15 protein-coding genes and 1 pseudogene are annotated in these 19173 nt (G+C 72.2%); 5 read left to right on the top strand and 11 right to left on the bottom strand.

Annotated features, from left to right (window positions below; all coding sequences use genetic code 11):
* The first annotated feature begins 41 nt into the window (after window positions 1-41).
* Complete coding sequence (locus ABZ434_RS00830; protein ID WP_359131071.1) at window positions 42-968, top strand: SDR family oxidoreductase; 927 nt, start codon at window positions 42-44, stop codon at window positions 966-968.
* Between the two features lie 20 nt (window positions 969-988).
* Here the strand turns inward: ABZ434_RS00830 and ABZ434_RS00825 are convergent.
* Window positions 989-1607 (bottom strand): annotated as a pseudogene (locus ABZ434_RS00825) (hypothetical protein).
* A gap of 216 nt (window positions 1608-1823) precedes the next feature.
* The gene (locus tag ABZ434_RS00820) at window positions 1824-4406 is read right to left on the bottom strand and encodes a bifunctional FO biosynthesis protein CofGH (protein ID WP_359131070.1); all 2583 of its coding nucleotides are present in this window, start codon (window positions 4404-4406) and stop codon (window positions 1824-1826) included.
* A 116-nt stretch (window positions 4407-4522) separates the two neighbouring features.
* On the opposite strand from ABZ434_RS00820, the gene ABZ434_RS00815 reads away from it, so the two are divergent.
* Window positions 4523-5209 (top strand): HAD family hydrolase, encoded by a 687-nt coding sequence (locus ABZ434_RS00815; protein WP_359131411.1) that lies wholly within the window; start codon window positions 4523-4525, stop codon window positions 5207-5209.
* Between the two features lie 87 nt (window positions 5210-5296).
* Here the strand turns inward: ABZ434_RS00815 and iolD are convergent, their stop codons facing one another.
* The 6 genes from iolD to ABZ434_RS00785 form a co-directional block, all read right to left on the bottom strand.
* Window positions 5297-7153 (bottom strand): 3D-(3,5/4)-trihydroxycyclohexane-1,2-dione acylhydrolase (decyclizing), encoded by a 1857-nt coding sequence (gene iolD / locus ABZ434_RS00810; RefSeq protein ID WP_359131069.1) that lies wholly within the window; start codon window positions 7151-7153, stop codon window positions 5297-5299.
* Window positions 7150-7980 carry a 5-deoxy-glucuronate isomerase gene (iolB, locus tag ABZ434_RS00805; protein ID WP_359131068.1) on the bottom strand — a complete coding sequence of 277 codons (831 nt, stop codon included), beginning with the start codon at window positions 7978-7980 and terminating at the stop codon, window positions 7150-7152. Before iolB ends, iolD begins: the two co-directional genes overlap by 4 nt.
* Before the next feature lie 11 nt (window positions 7981-7991).
* Entirely contained in the window at window positions 7992-8867 is an 876-nt protein-coding gene (locus ABZ434_RS00800) for a deoxyribose-phosphate aldolase (RefSeq protein WP_359131066.1), read from the bottom strand.
* Complete coding sequence (gene iolC, locus ABZ434_RS00795) at window positions 8860-9804, bottom strand: 5-dehydro-2-deoxygluconokinase (RefSeq protein WP_359131410.1); 945 nt, start codon at window positions 9802-9804, stop codon at window positions 8860-8862. Before iolC ends, ABZ434_RS00800 begins: the two co-directional genes overlap by 8 nt.
* Window positions 9805-9869: 65 nt before the next feature.
* Window positions 9870-10727, bottom strand: coding sequence for a TIM barrel protein (locus tag ABZ434_RS00790; RefSeq protein WP_359131408.1), 858 nt, complete (start codon window positions 10725-10727; stop codon window positions 9870-9872).
* A complete protein-coding gene (locus tag ABZ434_RS00785; protein WP_359131065.1) occupies window positions 10727-11725 on the bottom strand; it encodes a Gfo/Idh/MocA family oxidoreductase in 999 nt (332 codons plus the stop codon). The genes ABZ434_RS00790 and ABZ434_RS00785 overlap by 1 nt, the downstream gene beginning before the upstream one ends.
* 172 nt (window positions 11726-11897) lie before the next feature.
* On the opposite strand from ABZ434_RS00785, the gene ABZ434_RS00780 reads away from it, so the two are divergent.
* Window positions 11898-12641 carry a GntR family transcriptional regulator gene (locus tag ABZ434_RS00780; protein ID WP_359131064.1) on the top strand — a complete coding sequence of 248 codons (744 nt, stop codon included), beginning with the start codon at window positions 11898-11900 and terminating at the stop codon, window positions 12639-12641.
* A 45-nt stretch (window positions 12642-12686) separates the two neighbouring features.
* Here the strand turns inward: ABZ434_RS00780 and ABZ434_RS00775 are convergent, their stop codons facing one another.
* The 3 genes from ABZ434_RS00775 to ABZ434_RS00765 all read right to left on the bottom strand — a co-directional run bounded on the left by ABZ434_RS00775 (window position 12687) and on the right by ABZ434_RS00765 (window position 15676).
* Window positions 12687-13322 (bottom strand): DUF47 family protein, encoded by a 636-nt coding sequence (locus tag ABZ434_RS00775; protein ID WP_359131063.1) that lies wholly within the window; start codon window positions 13320-13322, stop codon window positions 12687-12689.
* Window positions 13319-14296: an inorganic phosphate transporter gene (locus ABZ434_RS00770; protein ID WP_359131062.1), complete on the bottom strand. Its 978-nt coding sequence runs from the start codon at window positions 14294-14296 to the stop codon at window positions 13319-13321. Before ABZ434_RS00770 ends, ABZ434_RS00775 begins: the two co-directional genes overlap by 4 nt.
* A gap of 72 nt (window positions 14297-14368) precedes the next feature.
* Window positions 14369-15676 (bottom strand): phytase, encoded by a 1308-nt coding sequence (locus ABZ434_RS00765; RefSeq protein WP_359131061.1) that lies wholly within the window; start codon window positions 15674-15676, stop codon window positions 14369-14371.
* A gap of 289 nt (window positions 15677-15965) precedes the next feature.
* On the opposite strand from ABZ434_RS00765, the gene ABZ434_RS00760 reads away from it, so the two are divergent.
* Both ABZ434_RS00760 and ABZ434_RS00755 read left to right on the top strand, forming a co-directional pair.
* Entirely contained in the window at window positions 15966-17183 is a 1218-nt protein-coding gene (locus ABZ434_RS00760; protein ID WP_359131059.1) for an ABC transporter substrate-binding protein, read from the top strand.
* Between the two features lie 93 nt (window positions 17184-17276).
* Complete coding sequence (locus ABZ434_RS00755; protein WP_359131057.1) at window positions 17277-19169, top strand: iron ABC transporter permease; 1893 nt, start codon at window positions 17277-17279, stop codon at window positions 19167-19169.
* Window positions 19170-19173 lie beyond the last annotated feature (4 nt).

Genomic DNA, 19173 nt, shown 5'->3' with positions numbered 1-19173 from the left:
GGACCGGGGCACAAGAGGCAGCACGAACCTCTGGAGGACCCATGTCCGACACGACGAAACCCGCACTCCACGGGAAGATCGCCCTGGTCGCGGGTGCCACCCGCGGCGCCGGGCGCGGCATCGCCGTCCAGCTCGGCGCGGCGGGCGCGACCGTCTACGTCACCGGTCGCACGACCCGGGAGCGGCGCTCCGAGTACGACCGGCCGGAGACGATCGAGGACACCGCGGAGCTCGTCACCGCCGCCGGAGGAACCGGCATCGCGGTGCCGACCGACCACCTCGTGCCCGACCAGGTCCGCGCGCTGGCCGAGCGCGTCGACGCCGAACAGGGCCGGCTGGACGTGCTCGTCAACGACATCTGGGGCGGCGAGCGGCTGTTCGCGTTCGACAAACCGGTGTGGGAGCACGACCTCGACGACGGGCTGCGGCTGCTCCGGCTGGGTGTGGAGACCCACGCGATCACCAGCCACTTCCTGCTGCCGCTGCTGGTGCGCCGCCCGGGTGGACTCGTAGTCGAGATGACCGACGGGACGGCCGCGTACAACAGCGCGAACTACCGCAACTCGTACTTCTACGACCTGGTCAAGAACAGCGTGCTGCGCATGGCGTTCGTGCAGGCACACGAGCTGAAACCGCACGGCGGCACGGCGGTGGCACTCACCCCGGGCTGGCTGCGCTCGGAAATGATGCTCGACGCCTTCGGTGTGGCCGAGGAGAACTGGCGCGACGCGCTGACCACGGTGCCGCACTTCTGCATCTCGGAGAGCCCGTCGTACGTCGGGCGGGCGGTCGCCGCCCTGGCCGCGGACGGCGACCTCGCGCGCTGGAACGGCCAGTCGCTGTCCAGCGGACAGCTCGCCCAGGAGTACGGCTTCACCGACCTCGACGGCTCCCGTCCCGACTGCTGGCGCTACCTGGTCGAGGTGGATGCCGCCGGGAAGCCTGCGGACGCGGCGGGATACCGGTAATCGTAGGGCCGATGGGCCTTCTACTCCCCGGCGAAGACGTCCTCGACGGACTGGGCGGTGGGTGCCCGCAGGAGCCAGCGGTTGAGGGTGTCGAGATCGCCGCAGGTGGTGATCCGTTCGCGCGCCTCGTCCGGTACGTCGACGCCCGCCCGGGCGAGGAAGAGCAGGATGCCCTGCGCGATGCCCTCGGCACGGCCTTCCGACCGGCCTTCCGACCGGCCTTCCGACCGGCCTTCGTCCCGGATCTCTTCGGAGATGGCGGACTTGTAGAAAGAAAGGTCCACGGCCACCAGGTTCCTCCACTGTTGCGCGGCCGGGCGGCTGCCCAGACCCTGTGCGGTGAGTTCGACTAGGGGATCGGCGATGATTTGGGTAGTAGGCCCAGCTCGCGGGCTTGTCCTCGTCCCTCTTGCCCTGGGCCTCGACGGCCAGGAGAAACGACTCGTCGCCCTCGACGTCAAGGCGCAGCAGCGTGTCCACGCGCCGTTCGACGGGGCGGTTCTCGGTGAGGTCGGTCGGCATCACCGAGACGGAGGTGGGGGCTGTGATGGGGACACCGAGTAACTCCGAGACGCGGGAGAACAGCCCCGGGTACTCCTGAAAGATGCGATGCATCGCCTCGTGCGGCGAGCTGACCATGCGGAGTCCCTCCGGGCAGTGCAGCGGTGCGAGCCCCGTGCAGATCCACGCACACCCGGGGCCACTTCTTGCCGGGAGCATATGCAGACCAGGAAGTTCGGGTAACGCGGTACGGGAGACCCCTCACCCGTCCGAGTGGCGCGACGCGAACGCGCACGCGAACGGACCGCTTCCGGAGCCCCGATGTCCGCTCCGGAAGCCGTCCGCGTCCGCCCCCTACTGCGGCAACACCGGCAGCAGCTCCGGCAGATGCCCGTCCGAGGCCGCCGCTGCCGTCACCCGCTCCTGCGGCACCTCCCCGTACAGCGTCGTACGCGGCTTCGCCGGGCGGCCTGCGGCATCGGCCACCGCGACCAGGTCCTGCACGGACTTGTACGAGCCGTAACTCGACCCGGCCATCCGGGAGATGGTCTCCTCCATCAGCGTGCCGCCCAGGTCGTTCGCACCCGAGCGGAGCATCTCGGCCGCGCCCTCCGTGCCCAGCTTCACCCAGCTGGTCTGGATGTTGGTGATGTGCGGGTGGAGCAGCAGGCGGGCCATCGCGGTGACGGCCCGGTTGTCGCGGTCGGTGGGGCCGGGGCGGGCGATGCCGGCCAGGTAGACGGGGGCGTTGGTGTGGATGAAGGGCAGTGTCACGAACTCCGTGAAGCCGCCCGTCTCCTGCTGGAGGCGGGCCAGCGTGCGCAGGTGGCCCAGCCAGTGACGGGGCTGGTCGACGTGGCCGTACATCATCGTGGAGGAGGAGCGCAGGCCCACCTCGTGCGCGGTCCTGATGACCTCCAGCCAGGTCGCCGTCGGCAGCTTGCCCTTGGTGAGGACCCAGCGGACCTCGTCGTCCAGGATCTCAGCCGCCGTGCCGGGGATGGAATCGAGCCCGGCCTCCTTCGCGGCGAGCAGCCAGTCCCGGATGGACATGCCGGTGCGGGTGGCGCCGTTCACGACCTCCATCGGTGAGAAGGCGTGGACGTGCATGCCGGGGACCCGCTCCTTCACCGCCCGCGCGATGTCGAAGTACGCGGTGCCGGGCAGGTCCGGGTGGATGCCGCCCTGCATGCAGACCTCGACGGCGCCGACGTCCCAGGCCTGCGCGGCCCGGTCGGCCACCTGGTCCAGGGAGAGGGTGTACGCGTCGGCGTCGGTGCGCCGCTGGGCGAAGGCGCAGAAGCGGCAGCCGGTGTAGCAGACGTTGGTGAAGTTGATGTTGCGAGTGACGATGTAGGTGACGTCGTCACCGACCACGTCGCGGCGCAGGGTGTCCGCGATCCGGCAGAGTTCGTCGAGCGCGGGCCCGTCGGCGTGGAGCAGGGCGAGTGCCTGGTCGTCGGTGAGCTTCGTCGGGTCGGCGGCGGCCTGGCTCAGGGCGCCCTTCATGTCGGCGTCGACGCGCGACGGGACCATGCCGGGCGCCGCCGCCTCGCGCAGCGCCTCCCAGTCCCCGTACACCGCGTCGAAGTCGTCGCGGCGGTCGCCGGTGCGGCCCTCGGTGTCGATGGTGCGGTGCAGGTCGGTGCGGCCGGAGGCGTTGAAGCCGTCGTCGGGCTCCTGCCAGGGCACGCCGACGGGGATCGCGCCGTCCTTCGCGAGCCCGGTCTCCGGGTCGGCGAGAGCGCGGACGTGGGGGAGGAGGCGGGGGTCGAGCCAGGGTTCGCCGCGCTGGATGAACTCCGGGTAGATGGTGAGGCGTTCACGCAGCGCGAAGCCGGCCTCGGCGGTCCTCGCGGCGAGGTCGTCGATGTGCGGCCAGGGGCGCTCGGGGTTCACGTGGTCCGGGGTGAGGGGGGAGACGCCGCCCCAGTCGTCGATGCCCGCTCCGACGATCAGCCCGTACTCCGCGTCGACGAGGTTCGGCGGGGCCTGGATGCGGGCGGACGGGCCGAGGATGTGGCGGGCGACGGCGATGGCGGCGGCCAGCTCCTCCAGCTCCGCGTCCGGCATGGCGCGCATCGCCGTGTCGGGCTTGGCGCGGAAGTTCTGGACGATGACCTCCTGGATGCCGTGGTAGGCGCGGGCGGTCCGGCGCAGCGCGAAGAGGGAGTCGGCGCGCTCCTCGTACGACTCGCCGATCCCGATGAGGATGCCGGTGGTGAACGGGACGTTGGACCGCCCCGCGTCCTCCAGCACCCGCAGCCGCACGGCCGGTTCCTTGTCCGGGGAGCCGTGGTGCGGGCCGCCCGGCTCGGACCACAGCCGGGTCGCGGTCGTCTCCAGCATCATGCCCATGGACGGGGCGACGGGCTTGAGGCGCTGGAGGTCGGTCCAGCTCAGCACGCCCGGGTTGAGGTGCGGGAGGAGGCCGGTCTCCTCGAGGACGCGGATCGCCATGGCCCGTACGTACGCGAGGGTGTCGTCGTACCCCTCGGCCTCCAGCCACTCCCGCGCCTCGGGCCAGCGGTCCTCCGGCCGGTCGCCCAGCGTGAACAGCGCTTCCTTGCAGCCCATCGCCGCACCCTCGCGGGCGATGGCGAGGACCTCGTCCGGGGAGAGGAACATGCCATGGCCCTCGCGCCGGAGCTTTCCGGGGACGGCGACGAAGGTGCAGTAGTGGCACTTGTCGCGGCAGAGCCGGGTCAGCGGGATGAAGACCTTGCGGGAGTACGTGATGACACCGGGCCGGCCCGCCGCCGCCAGGCCCGCGTCCCGCACCCGGGCGGCGGACGCGGCGAGATCCGTCAGATCGTCGCCGCGCGCCTGGAGCAGGACGGCGGCCTCGGCCGCGTCGAGGGCGACACCGTCTCTGGCACGCTTGAGGGCACGTCGCATGGAGTTGCTGGTGGGGCGTCCGCGCTGAGGATCGGTCATGAACCGAGCATACGAGCGAGCAGCCGGGCGATGACGGGCCGGATCTCCCGCAGGTCACCCACGTCCCTGGCGCCTCGGCCGCACAGCGGGCCCCGACCCGTAGGCTCGGCCCGGTGATGGAAACGATCGTCTTCGACATCGGCGAGACACTCATCCGCGACGACCGCTACTGGGCTTCCTGGGCCAACTGGCTCGGCGTCCCGCCGCACACGCTGAGTGCGCTGGTCGGGGCCGCGGTCGTCCAGGGGCGGGACAGCGCCGACGCGCTGACCATGCTGCGTCCCGACATAGACGTCACCGAGGCCTCACTGGCCCGCACCGCCGCCGGACGCGGCGAGCACCTGGACGAGTCGGACCTCTACCCGGACGTCCGGCCGGCGCTGGCGGAACTGCGGAAGCTGGGCGTACGGGTGGTGGTCGCCGGCAACGGGACGGCGAGGGCCGGGGAGCTCTTGCGGGCGCTGGACCTGCCCGCGGATCTGGTGGTCACCTCGGACGAGTGGGGCGTCGCGAAGCCGGACCCGGCGTTCTTCGCCCGCGTCCTGGAGGTGGCCGGCTCGGACCCGCAGTCGACGCTGTACGTGGGCGACCACCCGGCGGGCGACCTGTTCCCGGCCAAGTCCTCGGGGCTGCGGGCGGCGCACATCCGGCGGGGTGCGTGCGGGTACTGGTGGGCGGATCACCCGGATGTGGTGGAGACCGCGGACTTCCGCATCAACGCGCTGACGGACCTGCCGGCCCTGCTGAGCAAGGTGCCGGACGCGCCGGAGCCGCCTCGCCCGAGGGCGCTGCGCGCGCTCTAGCCGCGCCCCGGCCGTCCGGGGCGCGGAGCCGCCGCTGCCGGGCCGGGCACCGCCACGAACGGGGCACCCGGCCATCGGCGCGGCCCCTCAGAGATACGGCCGCTGACCGGACTTGGCCGTCACGTAGGCCGCACGGGCGGCCCTGGTCTCCGGGGCGTCGGAGACCTCCGCGACCGGCACGTCCCACCAGGCTCCGGAGGACGGCGCGGGCACCAGCGGGTCCGTCTCGATGTGGATCACCGTGCAACGGTCGGAGGCCCGGGCCTCGGCGAGGGCCTTGCGGAGTCCGGCGATGCCGTCGACGCGCAGGACGTCCGCGCCCAGGCTCGCCGCGTTGGCCGCCAGGTCGACGGGCAGCCGGTCCCCCTCCAGCGCCCCGCTGTCCGCGTCGCGGTAGCGGTACCAGGTGCCGAAGCGTGGCGCGCCGACCGTCTCGGAGAGCGCCCCGATCGATGCGAAGCCGTGGTTCTGGACCAGCACCACGATGAGCTTGACCCCTTCGGAGACGGCCGTCAGCAGTTCCTGCGCCATCATCAGGTACGAGCCGTCGCCCACCATGACGAAGACCTCGCGCTCGGGGGCGGCGAGCTTCACGCCGAGCCCGCCGGCGATCTCGTATCCCATGCAGGAGTACCCGTATTCGACGTGGTACTGCTTCGGGTCCGCCGCCCGCCAGAGTCTGTGCAGGTCGCCCGGGAGGGATCCGGCCGCGCAGACCACGACGCCGTCCTCGCCGGCCGCCTCGTTGACCGCTCCGACCACCTCGGACTGGGCGGGCTGCGGGGTGTGCCCCAGGTGGTGGGCGGCGTCCACCACGGCGTCCCAGTCGCGGGCCAGGGCCGCGGTCCGCGCGCGGTGCTCCGGCGGCACCTGCCAGTCGGCCAGCTCGGCCGTCAGCGCCTCCAGGGCGGTCCGGGCGTCGGCGACCATGGCGAGTCCCGCGTGCTTGACGGCGTCCAGCCGCGCGACGTTGATGTTGAGGAACCGGACACCGGGGTCGGCGAACTGGGTGTGCGAGGCGGTCGTGAAGTCGCTGTAGCGGGTGCCGATGCCGATCACCAGGTCGGCCTCCCGGGCCAGCGCGTCGGCCGCCGTCGTGCCGGTGTGCCCGATGGCGCCGGCCGAGGACGGGTGGCCGTGCCGGAGCGACCCCTTGCCGGCCTGGGTCTCCGCGACCGGGATGCCGGTGGCGCCGGCGAAGGCGTCCAGCGCCTCGGTGGCGCCCGCGTAGACGACGCCTCCCCCGGCGACGACGAGGGGGCGGCGGGCGGCCCGGATCATCCGCACGGCGTCGGCCAGCACCTGGGCCTGCGGGGCCGGCCGGTCGATGCGCCAGACCCGGGGTGCCAGGAACTCCTCCGGCCAGTCATGGGCCTCGGCCTGCACGTCCTGCGGAAGGGCGAGCGTCACCGCGCCGGTGTCCACCGGGTCGGTGAGCGTGCGTACGGCCGCCAGGGCGGCGCCGATCAGCTGCTCGGGGCGGCCGATCCGGTCGAAGTACCGGGAGACGGGCCGGAAGGCGTCGTTGACGGTCACGTCGCCCGCCCACGGCGTCTCCAGCTGCTGGAGCACCGGTTCGGCGACGCGGGTGGCGAAGGTGTCCCCGGGCAGGAGGAGCACCGGGAGCCGGTTGATCGTGGCCCCCGCCGCCGCGGTGATCATGTTGGTCGCCCCGGGGCCGACCGAGGCGGTGCAGGCGAACGTCGAGAGGCGGTCGGACATCCGGGCGTAGGCGGCGGCGGTGTGCACCATCGCCTGCTCGTTGCGGGCCTGGTAGTACGTCAGGTCGCGGTTCTCCCACAGCGCCTGGCCCAGGCCCGCCACGTTGCCGTGCCCGAAGATCCCGAAGCAGCCTGCGAACAGGCGCCGGCTCTCCCCGTCCCGTTCGGTGCGCTGGGCGACGAGGAATCGCACCAGTGCCTGGGCGACGGTCAGCCGGATCATGCTGTCCCTCCCGTGGACGGTGTGGCCGGAGCGGCGCTCCAGGTTTCGCGGATCCAGGCGTGTGCCGGGTCGTCGGTGATCCGCCAGGCGCGCTCGTCGTGCGGGCCGGCCATGACGTTCAGGTAGTACATCGGGTAGCCGGGCAGGGCGGCGGAGGGGCCGTGCCAGCCGTCCGGGACCAGCACGACGTCACCGGTGCGGACTTCGGCCGTCTCGCCGGCGGGGCCCGGCGGGCTGCCGCCGAGCCGGTGGTGGCCGAAGCCGCCGCGGCCGATCTCGAAGTAGTACACCTCCTCCAGCTCCGACTCGGTTTCGGTGTGCTCGTCGTGCTTGTGCGGCGGATAGCTGGACCAGTTCCCGTCCGGGGTGAGGACCTCCACCACGATCAGCCGGTCGCAGGCGAAGCCGTCGGCGGCGGCCAGGTTGTTGACCTGCCGGCGGCAGGAGCCCGCCCCGCGCGTCTCGACCGGCACCCCCTCGGCCGGTCCCCGGCGGAACGGCAGGTCCCGCCGGGCGGTGCCGCTCGCCAGCGCGAAGCGGCCGCCCCCGGAGCTGCTGATGACGGCGTCGCTCCGCCGGGGGACGTACGCGAAGTCGCTCACGCCCTCGAAGACGCCGGGGCGGCCGGCCAGTTCGAACTGCTGCGCACCGCAGCGTACGGAGCAGGAGCCGGACAGCGGCAGCACGATCACCTCGCGCTCCTGCGTACCGAAGGACTGCGAGCCGCCGGGTTCGAGTTCCAGCACCCTGAGCCCGGTGTGCCGCATGCCGGTGTCCACGGTCCAGGGTCCGTGTGCGGTGCTGCCCGCGGGCTGATGGCCGTCCATGGCGTCTCCTCTCACAGCAGGCCGACGGCGGTGTCCACCGCGGCGGCCACGTCGTCGTCGGGCGGGTAGAGCAGTGACCGGCCTGCGACCAGGCCGCGCACGGTGGGGAGCCGGAGCGCCTTCTCCCAGGAGGCGTACGTCTCGTCGGGGGTGCCCGGCGGGTCCCCGCCCAGCAGCAGGGCGGGAAGCGTCGACGCCTCCATCACCGCCTCCATGTTGTCCACCACCGGCACCTTCAGCCAGGTGTAGGCGGAGGTGCGGCCCAGCCCCTGGGCGATGGCCAGCGCCCGGACCATGGCCTCGGGCCGAAGGTCGTTGACCGCTCGTCCGTCCTGCCCGCGCCTGACCCAGAAGGGTTCGACCAGGGCCGTCAGCCTGCGGTCCGCGAGGGCGGAGACGGCGCCGGCACAGCCCGCCAGGGTGGAGGCGGTGGCGGCGTCGGACGGATCGATACGCAGGAGCATCTTCCCCGCGTTGAAACCCATCTCCTCGATCGAGGCGGCGTCGTAGGCGGTGAAGCGGTCGTCCATCTCGAAGACGGTCTCGGGTACGCCACCGCGGTTCATCGAGCCGATGACGACCTTGTCCTCCAGGGCGCCCAGCAGCAGCAGGTCCTCCAGTACGTCGGGGGTGCCGAGCACGCCGTCCACCCCCGGGCGTTCCAGCGCGGTCAGCAGGCGGTCGAGCAGCCCGGCGCGGTTCGCCATGGCGTCGGGGCGGCCGCGGACGCCGAGGGCGCCGCGGGCCGGATGGTCGGCGGCCACCAGCATGAGCCGGCCGGACGGCTGGATCATCGGACGCCGGCTGCGCCGCTGGGCCGCCTCCAGGATCGCCTCGGGCCGCCGGGCCCGGGTCTCCATCAGGGTCTGCAGCACTCCGTCACGCATGCGGTGCCGCTTCGGGGGTGTGGGCGTGTTCCATCATGTCCTCCACCTGTGGGGTAGTCGGCATGTCGGGGGCGCAGAAGAGCCGTCCCGCGACGAAGGCGCCCGCGGCGTTGGCGAAGCGGAGGGTCCGCTCGAGTGGCCAGCCCGCGAGGAGGCCGTGGCACAGGGCGCCGCCGAAGGCGTCGCCCGCTCCGAGGCCGTTGACGACCCGGACGGGGTGGGGGGCGACCACCACCCGCTGCTTCGCGGTGCGTGCCAGCACCCCCGCGGGCCCTTGTTTGACCACGGCCAGCTCGATGCCGGTGGCCAGCAGGGCGTCGGCCGCGGCGTCCGGGTCCCGTTCGCCGACGGCCGCCTCGCACTCGTCGAGGTTGCCGACGGCCACGGTGGCCCCTGCGAGGGCGGCCCGCAGCGCGGGGCCCGCTGCCTGGGGGGAGGGCCAGAGCCCCGGCCGGTAGTCGAGGTCGAGCACGGTGATCCCCGACCGGTCCCGGGCGGTCAGGGCGGCGAGATGGGCGGCCGCGCTGGGCTCGGCGGAGAGCCCGGTGCCGGTGATCCACAGCAGTCCGGCCGCGCGCACCTCGTCCAGGTCCAGTTCGTCGGGGTGGATCCGCAGGTCCGGGGTGCCGGGCGGGCGGTAGAACCAGATGGGGAAGTCGTCGGGTGGGAAGACCTCGCAGAAGGTGACCGGGGTCGGGGGCCCTGCGACGGGACGGACCCGGGCCGCGTCGACTCCGTACCGGCCCAGTTCGGCCCTGAGGTAGTCGCCGAAGGGGTCCTGTCCGGTGCGGCTGATCAGGGCGGTGCGGCGGCCGTGCCGGGCGGCGGCGACCGAGACGTTGGCGGCGCTGCCGCCCAGGTGCTTGCCGAAGGTTTCGACGTCGGCCAGGCCCACCCCCTGCTGGAGGGGGTAGAGGTCCACGCCGAGCCGCCCCATGACGAGCACGTCGGGAGCACCGGACGTGGCCCTCGCCGGGCCCTGCGCGGCGGGGCGCGGGGCCGTCACGACGTCACCTCGCGCAGATGGGCCAGGGATGCCACGACGTCGGCCAGCGGGCCTTCGCCGTCGCCGGGTTCGGCGTCGAGGACGGTGTCCTGTTCGAGTACGTACCACCCGGTGTAGCCGGCCGCGTCCAGGGCCGTCGTGATCGCGGAGATGTCCACGTCACCGCGCCCGAGGGGCTGGTAGAGCCCTTTCCGGACGGCTTCCGTGTACGTGACCTCCCCGGCGCGGACGCGGGCGGCGAGCGCCGCGTCGACGTCCTTGAGGTGGACGTGGGCGATGCGCCCGGCGGCCCGGCGGGCCAGGGCCACCGGGTCGTTGCCGCCGGCCAGCAGGTGTCCGGTGTCCAGGCAGAGGGGGACGGAGCTGCCGGTGAGGACGCGTTCGACCTCGTCCGGGCCCTCGACCATCGTGCCGATGTGCGGGTGCAGGGTGGCGGTGACGCCCTCGGCGAGGGCGTGTGCGGCGATCCGGTCCAGGTTGGCCAGCAGGGCGTCCCATTCCCGTTCGGAGAGTTCGGGGCGGGCGTCGTATCCGTCGGACCCGGTGGCCGCGGCCAGGACCAGGGTCCGGGCGGTCCCGAACCCGGCCAGGGCGCGCCGGACCTCGGGCAGCGGGTCGCGGCCGGGGTCGTGGAGGACGACGGGGACGAATCCGCCGACGGCGGCCAGGCCGTGCCCGGCGAGCAGGGCGGACCGGGCCTCGGGGTCCTGCGGCAGGAAGCCGTCGGGCCCGAACTCCGTGGCGGCGAGACCGGCGGCCGCCATCTCGTCGAGCACCCGCCCGGGAGCCATCTGGTGTCCCCAGCCGGGCACTTCGCACACACCCCAGGAGATGGGGGCTCCGGCGACGCGGATCATCGGCCCGCCTCCTCTACTCGTACGGGTCGGCCGGTGCGGCACGAACGGTCGGCGGCCTCGGCGACCAGCAGGGCAGCCAGCGCGTCGTCCCCGGTGCAGGGGCTGGGGCGGGTGCCTGCGGCCACTTCGGTGAAGGCGGTCAGCTCGGCGACGTACGCGTCGCGGAAGCGGCTGAGGAATCCGTCGTGGGAGACGGTCCCGGGCTGCGGTCCGCCGGCGGTGAAGCGGACCGGGGCGTGCGGGTCGAGGCCGGTGGCCAGGGTGCCGGTGGAGCCGGCCACCTCCATCCGCACGTCGTAGCCGGCGCCGTTGTAGCGGGTGGCGGTGCACGACACGAGGGTGCCGTCGTCGAGGGTGAGGACGGTGACGGCGGTGTCGACGTCTCCGGCGGCGGTGAAGCAGGGATCGCCCCGGTTGGCGCCGGTGGCGCTGACCTCGACGGCCTCGCGGCCGGTGACCCAGCGCACGATGTCGAAGTCGTGCACGGCGCAGTCGCGGAAGATGCCGCCCGACGCGGGCAGGTATCCGGCCGGTGGCGGCGCCGGGTCGGCGGTGCAGGCCCGGACGGTGTGGAGCCAGCCCAGTTCACCGGCGGCGACGGCGTCGCGCAGCGCGGTGTAGCCGGCGTCGAAACGGCGCTGGAAGCCGACTTGGAGCGGGACGCCGGTGCCGTCGAGTTCGGCCAGCAGGGTGCGGGTCCCGTCGAGGGTGCCTGCGATCGGCTTCTCGCAGAAGACCGGCACTCCGGCGCCGGCCGCGGCCCGCACGAGGTCCGCATGGACGGCGGTGGGGGCCGCGATCACGACGCCGTCCAGGCCGGAGCCCAGCAGGCCGTCGAGGTCGGGGGCGTGCTCGGCGCCGAGTTTGACGGCCAGTTCGTGTGCCTGGCTCTCGTGGGCGTCGTGCAGGACCACCCGCGTCACGGCGGGCAGTCCGATCAGGGTCTCGGCGTGGAACGTGCCGATCCGGCCGGTACCGATGAGTCCGATGCGCATGCGCAAATGCCTCCGGTTCGAGGAGGAGTGGATGCTGTCCTGATTCGTCTCCCCGATTTGTATCCCGGCACTCACAACGCGTCAAGCATTTGTTCTGACATATATACGTACAGAGCTTGAGTCGAAGTGTGCGGCATACTGAACGCCTGGTACTACGTTTCGAGGAGTCCCCGTGGAATCGATCACCAGGCTGATAAGCATCGACCGCAGCAGTCCGGTACCGCTGTACTTCCAGGTCGCGCAGCAACTCCAACAGCTCATCGAATCCGGCACGTTGGCGCCCGGGACGCGGCTGGAGAACGAGATCGCCCTGGCGGACAAGTTCGGGCTCTCCCGCCCGACGATGCGTCAGGCCATGCAGCACCTCGTCGACAAGGGCCTCCTCGCACGCAAGCGCGGGGTGGGCACACAGGTCGTCAACAACCGGGTGCGCAGGCAGGTCGAGCTGACCAGCCTCTTCGAGGACCTCAAGCGGGACGACCGCCGCCCCCGCACCGAGGTGCTGTCCATGCAGACCGTGCCGGCCGCGGGCACCGTCGCGGCCGCGCTCGAACTCGAGCCGGGGACGCCCACCGTGGCCCTGCGCAGGCTGCGTTACGCGAACGACGAGCCCATAGCCGTGATGCAGAACCACCTGCCGGCGGACCTGCTGACCCTGACCGAGGACGAACTCACCCAGTACGGTCTCTACGAACTGCTCCGGCGGGCCGGCGTCTCCCTGCGCACCGCCCGTCAGAACATCGGGGCGCGCAGGGCCACGGCGGCGGAGGCCCGCCTGCTGGGCGAGGGCCGCAGCGGCACCCTGCTGACCATGGAGCGTACGGTCCAGGGCGACGCGGGCCGCCCGGTCGAGTTCGGGTCCCACCTCTACCGGGCGTCCCGGTACTCCTTCGAGATGACGCTGACCGCGCACTGAACGGACGGCGGGCAGCAGCGGGCGGACGCGCGCCGGACCGCCCGCTCAGTGGCTGCGCTTCAGCATGGCGTCCGACAGGGCCGCCACGGACTCCCCCAGCCGCAGCCCCACGACATCCAGCCGGCGCAGCAGTTCGCGCCGGGTGAGGGTGTCTGTTCCGACCTCCTGCCGCAGCAGCTGGGCCATCGCCAACTGGTAGTGCCTGCGCACCTGTCCGGCGGACTTGCGGGCCGCCTCGGTGGCCGCGTCGACCTCCCCGGGCCGGTCCGCCAGCCCCTGGACCGCGCCGCGCAGCATCGCCAGCCCCTCCGCCACTCCGGCCAGCGCGGGCAGGTCGGCCGGCTCGCCCACGGCGCCGTAGAGATCGGTCTCCCGCACCAGGTCGCGGAGGTTGTCCAGGACGTCGTCGACGCTCCGGGAGAAGCGGTAGAGGTCCTCGCGGTCGATCGGCGTGGTCAGGGCGACGGCGAGTTCGGCGACCAGTCCGGCGCGTCCGGTGTCGCCCCGGTGCTCGACGTCGACCATGGCCTCGCGTGCCTCGGCAGGGGTGAGCGTCCCCTCGGCCATCGCGGAGGCCAGCCCCACCCCTTCGATGGCCGCGTCGAGTTGGGTGGCCAGCAGATCGGTCAGCTGATGGTGCGAACGGCCGGTGAGGTCGTCGACGATTCTGCGGAAGGTCATGCGGTCACTCCTCTGGCGAGAAGACCGGCCAGCAGGCCGGCCGCGTAGGCGGCGGGCAGGGTCACACCCCAGGCGGTGACGAGGGGGACGGCGAACTGCCAGCGCACCCGGCGGCCGCCCTCACTGGCCCCCGCGCCCACCAGTCCGCCGATCACCGTCTGGGTCATGCTCACCGGTGCGCCCAGGGCGGCGCTGGAGAGCACGGTGGCGGAGGAGGCCATCTCGGCCGAGGCGACCTGCCAGGGGCGGGCGGCCAGCAGCCGGACCGCCGCTCCGCCGGACACCCTCCGCAGACTGAGGACGGCCCCCGCCGCGAAGACGAGGGCCACCGCGACGACCGGCGCGAGCCCGGGTGGTGTGTCCAGGCTGCCGCCGACGTGGCCGGCCGATGCCACGGCAGCGACGGCGAACATCTTCTGGCCGTCGTTGGCCGCGTAGGCAAGGCACTGGCAGCCGAAGGCGGCCATGTGCGCCCCGTGCACCAGGCGCGGCATCCCCGCAGACGTCGGCATCCGGCGGGCGCCGCGGCCCAGGGCGAACCCGGCGGCGGCTCCGATCAGCGGGGCCGCCGCCGCGATCCCCAGCACCAGGCCGAGCCTGGCCCATTGCGGCCGCTCCCCCAGTCCGGAACCGGCGCCTGCCAGTCCGCCGAGGACGGCCAGGGTGATCGAGGTCGGGATGCCCCGCCAGGTGAGCAGCAGCACGAGCACGAGGGCGGCCGCGGCTCCGCACAGGAAGATGAGCGCGGGATGCACGGCGTCCCCGGGTATCAGCCCGTCGGTGAAGGTACGGGCCACCCGCAGACCGAACAGGGCGGGCCCGGCCGCCACGGCGGCGGTCAGCATCAGCAGTACGGGAACGGCCGAACCGCTGCTGTGGCGTAAGGCCATGGCCAGCAGCGAGGCACCGTCGTTGGCACCGCAGACGAGGACGAAGGCCAGGGCGGTGATGAAGAGCGCGATCGTGGTGGTCAAGGAAGGTACTACCTCACGTGGTGGGGGCGGCGCACACCCGGAGAGCCGGGGTGCGCGCCGCCCCTCGGGCCGTCAGTCGTCCAGCGCGTCGTCCACGTCGTCCCAGTCGACGAACTTGAAGTTCGTGTCGGTGCGGACCTCTCCGTCCTCCCCCGTCACGTCCGGGGCGTTGAAGCCGTCGTGGACCACGAGCAGGCCGTGGGGGTACGCGTCGCCCAGCGGGGCGTTGAGCACCGCCGCACCGTCGCACTCCTCGGAGCCGTCGATCGCGCCGGCGCCGGCCGCCGGGGCGACGCGGAAGTTGCCGACGTAGTCGTTGTCGCCCTCGCGCTCGTAGGCGACGAAGGTGTTGTCACCCTGGCTGGAGGCGAGCAGGTACCCCTCGCCGTCGTCCTCGCGGTAGATCGTCAGCCCCTCGACGTCGGCGGTGATGCGCTCGCCGCCGACTCCCGGATCCGCGCCGGCGGTGCACTCGTCGGCCACCGGGTCGTACGTCCCGGGGATGCCGAACTCGCGGACCTTGTCGACCATGTGGGGCGATCCGGTGAGGTCCGCCCGCATCCGCCAGATGCCGACGTCCTCCTGGGCCGCGTAGAGGACCCCCCGCTCGGCGTCCACGACCATGCCCTCGACCTGGGGGGTGCGGCCGGGCTCGTCGCACGGGGTCCAGCTGGTGCCGTTGCCGATGTCGAACGACGAGGGCAGGGCCAGGGTACGGATCCGGTGGTACGTGACCGTTCCGGTGGCGGTCGCGGTCAGCTCCATCAACGCCAGGCCCGTCGTGTGGCGCTGGCTGGCGAGCGCGTAGTAGCGCCCGTTCGCGGCGTTGCGCCAGGTGGCGAGGCCGTAGGCGGTCTGCTGGTCGTCCACGTCGGCCTCGGTGGCGCTGAAGACCCGGGGGGCGGCGGGGTCGGTGAGGTCGGTGAGCGGCGCGTCGGGGTGGTGGCGGTTGATCCCGTAGATCCGCAGCCGGTCGCGTCCGCGGTCGGAGACGACGGCGATGTCGGTGCGGTTGCCCTTGATCTTCAGGCCCGAGAGCAGATCGACGTTGTTGTACCGGCCGGGTTCGTTGTCCGGACCGGGGGCGGCGGGCGCCTGGATCGACTGGATCTCGTTGCCGCCGAGGTCGTGGACGCGCAGTCCGCCCTGCTTGGCCGTGGCGATCACGAGGCTGGCGTCGGGGTCGGCGGCGTTGAACCAGATCGCCGGGTCGTCCGCGTTGGCGTCGCCGCCGGCGGTGTCGTCGAACAGGGCGGGCGTCTCGCTGACGGCGTATACGGAGGGGGTGTTCGCGGCAGCCGCGGGGTTTGCCGGTGTCGCCATCAGTGCGGCGGTCGCCGCCGCCAGACAGGCCGTGGTCAAACGTCTGGACAGGTGCATCGTGCCTCCCGGAGTGGGTTGGGCGGTGCGGGATGGCCAGGACAGTACATAAGTATGTGCTGACATAAAAGGCTGCGGACGTAAGCACCTCACGGAAGCGTCAACCTCCGTGCTTTTCCACAGAGTTACATCAGCATGTCTTGACATAGTGAAGAAAGCGGGCGGAAGCTGCTCCCCAAGTCGCCCCGCCCGCCTTGCGGATGGGACCGGTCCCGGTGTGCCGGGCGGTCCGAGGCCGACCCACTCAGGAGCAGCCCGGCTCCGCCGGGCCCACGCAGGAGGTCAGGCATTGTCCAGCAGCACTCGCGGCACCGGTGGCGCACAGCGGCCGGTCCCAAGAATCGCCCTCGCAGCCCTGGTCGCCGTGCTCGCCGGCGCAGCGGCCTGCGCACCGTCCAGCCGAACGGGCGACGACGCCGCCGCCCCCGGCGGTGCGGCCCCGACCGCCGTCATCGACGACCCCGCCGATTTCGACCTGGACGCCCTGGTGGCGGCCGCGAAGAAGGAGGGATCGATCACCGTCTACGACAGCTCGGGCGACATCACCAAGGTCGCCGAGGCGTTCACCGCCAAGTACGGCATCAAGGCGACCGGCGTGAAGAACAAGGTCGGCGACACCCTGGAGAAGATGACCAGGGAGGCGCAGGCCGACAACGTCACCATCGACATGACGCTGTACGAGGACGGCCCCAGCCTCGTCGGCGAGCTGCTGCCGCAGAAGGTCGTCCGGACCTGGATACCCGCCGACCTGGTGGAGCGGATCCCGGTGGCGAACCGCAGTCCGCTGCTCGTCCTGCAGAAGGCGAACGTCTGGGTGTACAACCCGAAGCTCTTCCCCAAGGGCTGTCCGGTCGACAACATCTGGGACCTGGTCGGTCCCGAGTGGAAGGGCAAGGTCGCCCTCCAGGACCCGCTGGGCAAGCCGAACATCGTCGAGTGGTTCAACCAGCTGTCCAACGGAGCCGATGAGGCCCTGCGCGACGCGCACAGCGCGGCGAACCCCGGCGAGGAGCTGAAGACCTCGCAGAAGTCGGCCGGCGAGGAGTGGGTCGTCAGGCTGGCGAAGAACTCCCCCGTGCTCACCTCCGCCGACGACGACGTGGCGGCCGCGGTGGCCTCGCCCAAGCAGACCCAGCCGCGCATCGGGCTCGTGTCCAACGCCAAGTTCCGCGACATCGAGGAGAAGAACTACTCGATGCGCGTCTGCGACACCCTCCAGCCGTGGAGCGGATACCTCTACCCGAAGTACTCGGCGATCGCCACGAAGAGCAAGCACCCCAACGCCGCGAAGCTCTTCACCCACTTCATCCTCACCGAGGAAGGCATCACCCACGAGATGGGCGCCGGCGGCATCCCCGGCAGCACGGCGGTCAAGCAGGGCTCCTTCACCCCGGACGGGCTGAGGGACTGGAACAAGGAACTGTTCGCCTTCGACCCCAAGTACCTGGCGAAGGACTTCGCCGACACCGAGGCCATGCAGGACCTGTGGCGCATCAGCCACAGCTGACCTCCCCGGCTCCTCTCCCGTAACCCCTCCCCGGCCGGCCCGGCCTCCCCCGACGGGCCGGCCGGACCACGCAACCTCTCCTGGAGAACGCCCATGGCCGTGGCCGACCCCGACACCGCCCCCGCACCCGACCCGCCCCGCCCCGAACCCGCCCCCGCCGGGGGAGGCGGCCCCGCCGGCAAGCGCGGCTCCGGACGGCTCAACCGGCTCCGCTACCGCCTGAACGTGCTGCGCCACGAACCGACCTACGTGGTCGGGGGCGTACTCGTCCTCCTGCTCGCCTACCTCGTGGTGGCACCGCTCGTCGCGGTGCTCTCCGACGCCGCCCGGGTCCAGGTCGGCGACGACGGCAAATCCGGGCAGTCCGTCGGCGCGCTCACCGGCTACTACCTGTGGCGCGTCTTCCGCTCGCCGGTCTCCGACTTCCTCTTCTGGGAGCCGCTGCGGCACACCGTCGTCGTCGCCCTCGGCGTCACCCTGCTCGCGGTGGTCCTCGGCGGCACCGCCGCCTGGCTGCTCACCCGTACCGACATACCCGGCCGCAAGTGGCTGTCGACCGCGCTGGTCGTCCCCTACATGCTGCCGTCCTGGACGTTCGCGCTGGCCTGGCTCGCGCTCTTCAAGAACGACAGCTCGGGCGGACAGATCGGCCTGCTGGAGGCCTGGGGCGTCCACACCCCCGACTGGCTCGCCTACGGGGCCGTACCGATCATCATCTGCCTCGGCCTGCACTACTACCCCTTCGTCCTCCTGCTGCTGGGCAACGCGCTGCGGCGCATCGACAGCCAACTGGAGGACTCCGCGCGCATCCTGGGGGCCAGGCGCCGCACCGTGGTGGGGCGGATCACCCTGCCGTTGATGCTGCCCGCCATGTCCTCGTCGGTCCTGCTGGTCTTCGGCCGCATCCTCGGCACGTTCGGCACGCCGTACATCCTCGGGCTGCCGGTCAACTACGAGTTGCTGTCCACCTCGCTGTTCCGCGCGGTCCACGACCACCAGCAGGGCGTCACCGCCGTTCTCGCCGGCGTCATCGTGGCGATCGGCATCGTCGTGATCATCATCGACACCCGGCTGGTGCGGGAGCAGCGCAAGTTCGTGACGGTCGGCGGCAAGGGCGCGATGGACCGCGTCAGCCCCCTCGGCCGCTGGCGCCCCGCCGCGCTGGGCGTCGCGCTCAGCATCTTCGCCATCGGCGTGATCGTCCCCGTCGCCACCCTGGCGCTGTCCACCGTCAGCAAGACCCCCGGCGTGTTCAGCCTCGACAACTTCACGCTCAAGTTCTGGATCGGCGAGCACATCTCCGGCGCCCCCGGCTTCCCGCACGGTGTGCTGCGCGGAACCCAGCTGTGGGACGCGGCGTGGAACAGCCTGCGCATCGTCGGCCTGGCCTCACTGATCTGCGGGGCCGTCGGACTGCTGATCGGCTACGTCGTGGTCCGCTCGAACGGCAGCAGACTGGGCGTCGCCCTGCGTCAGATCAGCTTCCTCCCGTACATGGTGCCCGGCATCGCCTTCGCCGCCGCGTTCCTGACGCTCTTCGCCGTGCAGCGAGGGCCCGTCCCGGCCCTGTACGGCTCGATCACCCTGCTCGTCATCGTGCTCGCCGTGACCCATCTTCCGTACTCCTCGCGGTCGGGCATCAGCGCCATGATGCAGCTCGGACCGGAACCGGAGGAAGCCGCTCAGGTGACGGGTGCCGGCTGGTTCACCCGCATGCGCAAGGTGGTCGTCCCCATCCAGCGCGGCGCCCTGGTGACCGGCGTGGTGCTGCCCTTCATCTCCGGTCTCAAGGAACTCAGCATCGTGATCATGCTGACGACCACCGGCACCCAGCTGCTCACCACGCTCTCCATCAATCTCGTGGACTACGCCTACGACCAGATGGCGAACGCGGTGGTCCTCGTCATCTCGCTGATCTCCTTCCTGGCCACGTACCTGACCCAACGCCTGACCAAGACGAACCTGTCCTCGGGACTCGGAGGCTGACGCC

This window comes from Streptomyces sp. NPDC005761 (assembly GCF_040630635.1).
In the GTDB taxonomy this organism is placed as follows: Bacteria; Actinomycetota; Actinomycetes; order Streptomycetales; family Streptomycetaceae; genus Streptomyces.
The sequence above is the reverse complement of the archived record's forward strand: the minus strand, read 5'-3'. Positions and strand labels throughout refer to the sequence as shown.

Excerpts from the sequence above, each read along its gene's own strand:
- ABZ434_RS00755 (WP_359131057.1), top strand. The coding sequence starts at position 17,277 with ATGGCCGTGGCCGACCCCGACACCGCCCCCGCACCCGACCCGCCCCGC.
- ABZ434_RS00815 (WP_359131411.1), top strand. The coding sequence starts at position 4,523 with ATGGAAACGATCGTCTTCGACATCGGCGAGACACTCATCCGCGACGAC.
- ABZ434_RS00820 (WP_359131070.1), bottom strand. The coding sequence starts at position 4,406 with ATGACCGATCCTCAGCGCGGACGCCCCACCAGCAACTCCATGCGACGT.
- iolC (WP_359131410.1), bottom strand. The coding sequence starts at position 9,804 with ATGGGGCGGCTCGGCGTGGACCTCTACCCCCTCCAGCAGGGGGTGGGC.
- ABZ434_RS00785 (WP_359131065.1), bottom strand. The coding sequence starts at position 11,725 with ATGCGCATCGGACTCATCGGTACCGGCCGGATCGGCACGTTCCACGCC.
- iolD (WP_359131069.1), bottom strand. The coding sequence starts at position 7,153 with ATGATCCGGCTGACCGTCGCCCAGGCACTGGTGCGATTCCTCGTCGCC.
- iolB (WP_359131068.1), bottom strand. The coding sequence starts at position 7,980 with ATGGACGGCCATCAGCCCGCGGGCAGCACCGCACACGGACCCTGGACC.
- ABZ434_RS00830 (WP_359131071.1), top strand. The coding sequence starts at position 42 with ATGTCCGACACGACGAAACCCGCACTCCACGGGAAGATCGCCCTGGTC.
- ABZ434_RS00765 (WP_359131061.1), bottom strand. The coding sequence starts at position 15,676 with ATGCACCTGTCCAGACGTTTGACCACGGCCTGTCTGGCGGCGGCGACC.
- ABZ434_RS00775 (WP_359131063.1), bottom strand. The coding sequence starts at position 13,322 with ATGACCTTCCGCAGAATCGTCGACGACCTCACCGGCCGTTCGCACCAT.
- ABZ434_RS00800 (WP_359131066.1), bottom strand. The coding sequence starts at position 8,867 with ATGCGTGACGGAGTGCTGCAGACCCTGATGGAGACCCGGGCCCGGCGG.